We start from the raw sequence: 1101 nt of genomic DNA on the forward strand, positions 1-1101 counted from the left end.
GCTCTTTTTTATTAAAACTCTGTACCTATGTACCACTTGGTTTGCCAATCGGAGGCATAATAATATCGTTGACTACAGAAGTGACAATCTTGCCAAACGCTCCACCGATGATCACACCGACCGCGAGATCAATCACGTTACCCCGCACAGCGAATTCTTTAAACTCTTTAATGAAACCTTTTCCGCTCATGTAAGTGCTCACCTGCTTTTCATAAAATCATTTATTTATAATACATGCTATGTCGACTAAGGGCAATTCCAAATTGATGTATTGCATGTTGTCACAAAATCACATGTTCATTTGTCTTCTAGATGTAAACCAATAATGGAGGCGATGATCGTGAGTTTAAGATTCAACTACAGAACAGTGAGTCCAAGCACGTTTAAGGCGATGATGGAGATGGAAAAATATATTTCCGGCCGTTTTGCAGACAAGGTATTGTACGAGCTGCTGAAAATTAGAGTATCCCAAATCAATGGATGTTCCTATTGTCTGGATATGCATGCCAAGGATTTGCTCAAGCTGGGGGATTATGCGGATCACATTTTACAGCTTGCTTTATGGCGCGAGGTTCCTTTGTTCACGGAAAAAGAACGTGCTATGCTTGAATTAGCTGAAGCCGTTACCCGTATCTCGGAACAAGGGGTGCCTACGGATTTGTATAATCGGGTCAGAGAGCATTTTAGCGAGGAAGAATATGTGGATTTAATTATGGCGGTTAACGTTATTAACAGCTGGAACCGGATTGCCATAGCGACAGGGATGTATCCGGGTAGTCTCTAATAGAACAGGGGGCCACGCTTTGACTGGCAAAGAACAAGGGATTGAACAGGAATCGGTGGATTTAAGTCTGGAGGAGCTGTATCAAAAATATCGCAAATATTCGTTTGCCATTGCTTATCGCATGCTTGGAACGGTTACAGATGCCGAGGATGTAGTTCAAGACTGCTTTGTCGAGCTGGAGAATAAGCCCCTGAATGACATACAGAATCCCAAAGCCTATGTAGCCAAAATGACGATGAATCGGTGTCTGAATCTGCTGAACTCTGCACGTAAGCAAAGAGAGACGTATGTTGGACAATGGCTGCCGGAGCCGCTTG

General features: G+C 43.2%; 2 protein-coding genes and 1 pseudogene. 2 read left to right on the forward strand and 1 reads right to left on the reverse strand.

Features of this window, described 5'->3' with window-relative positions:
- Window positions 1-31: 31 nt before the first annotated feature.
- Window positions 32-190: pseudogene (gene mscL / locus WG8_RS01855) on the reverse strand (large conductance mechanosensitive channel protein MscL); the annotation flags it as partial.
- A 150-nt stretch (window positions 191-340) separates the two neighbouring features.
- Here mscL and WG8_RS01860 point away from each other — a divergent pair.
- Together WG8_RS01860 and WG8_RS27675 are read left to right on the forward strand one after the other, a co-directional pair.
- Window positions 341-784, forward strand: a complete 444-nt coding sequence (locus WG8_RS01860; protein ID WP_007428345.1) for a carboxymuconolactone decarboxylase family protein — start codon at window positions 341-343, stop codon at window positions 782-784.
- 19 nt (window positions 785-803) lie between these two features.
- Window positions 804-1101 (forward strand): sigma factor (locus tag WG8_RS27675; protein ID WP_007428346.1); only part of this gene is annotated, 298 nt, incomplete at its 3' end.

The sequence above is a fragment of the Paenibacillus sp. Aloe-11 genome (assembly GCF_000245715.1).
GTDB classification, from domain to species: domain Bacteria; phylum Bacillota; class Bacilli; order Paenibacillales; family Paenibacillaceae; genus Paenibacillus; species Paenibacillus kribbensis.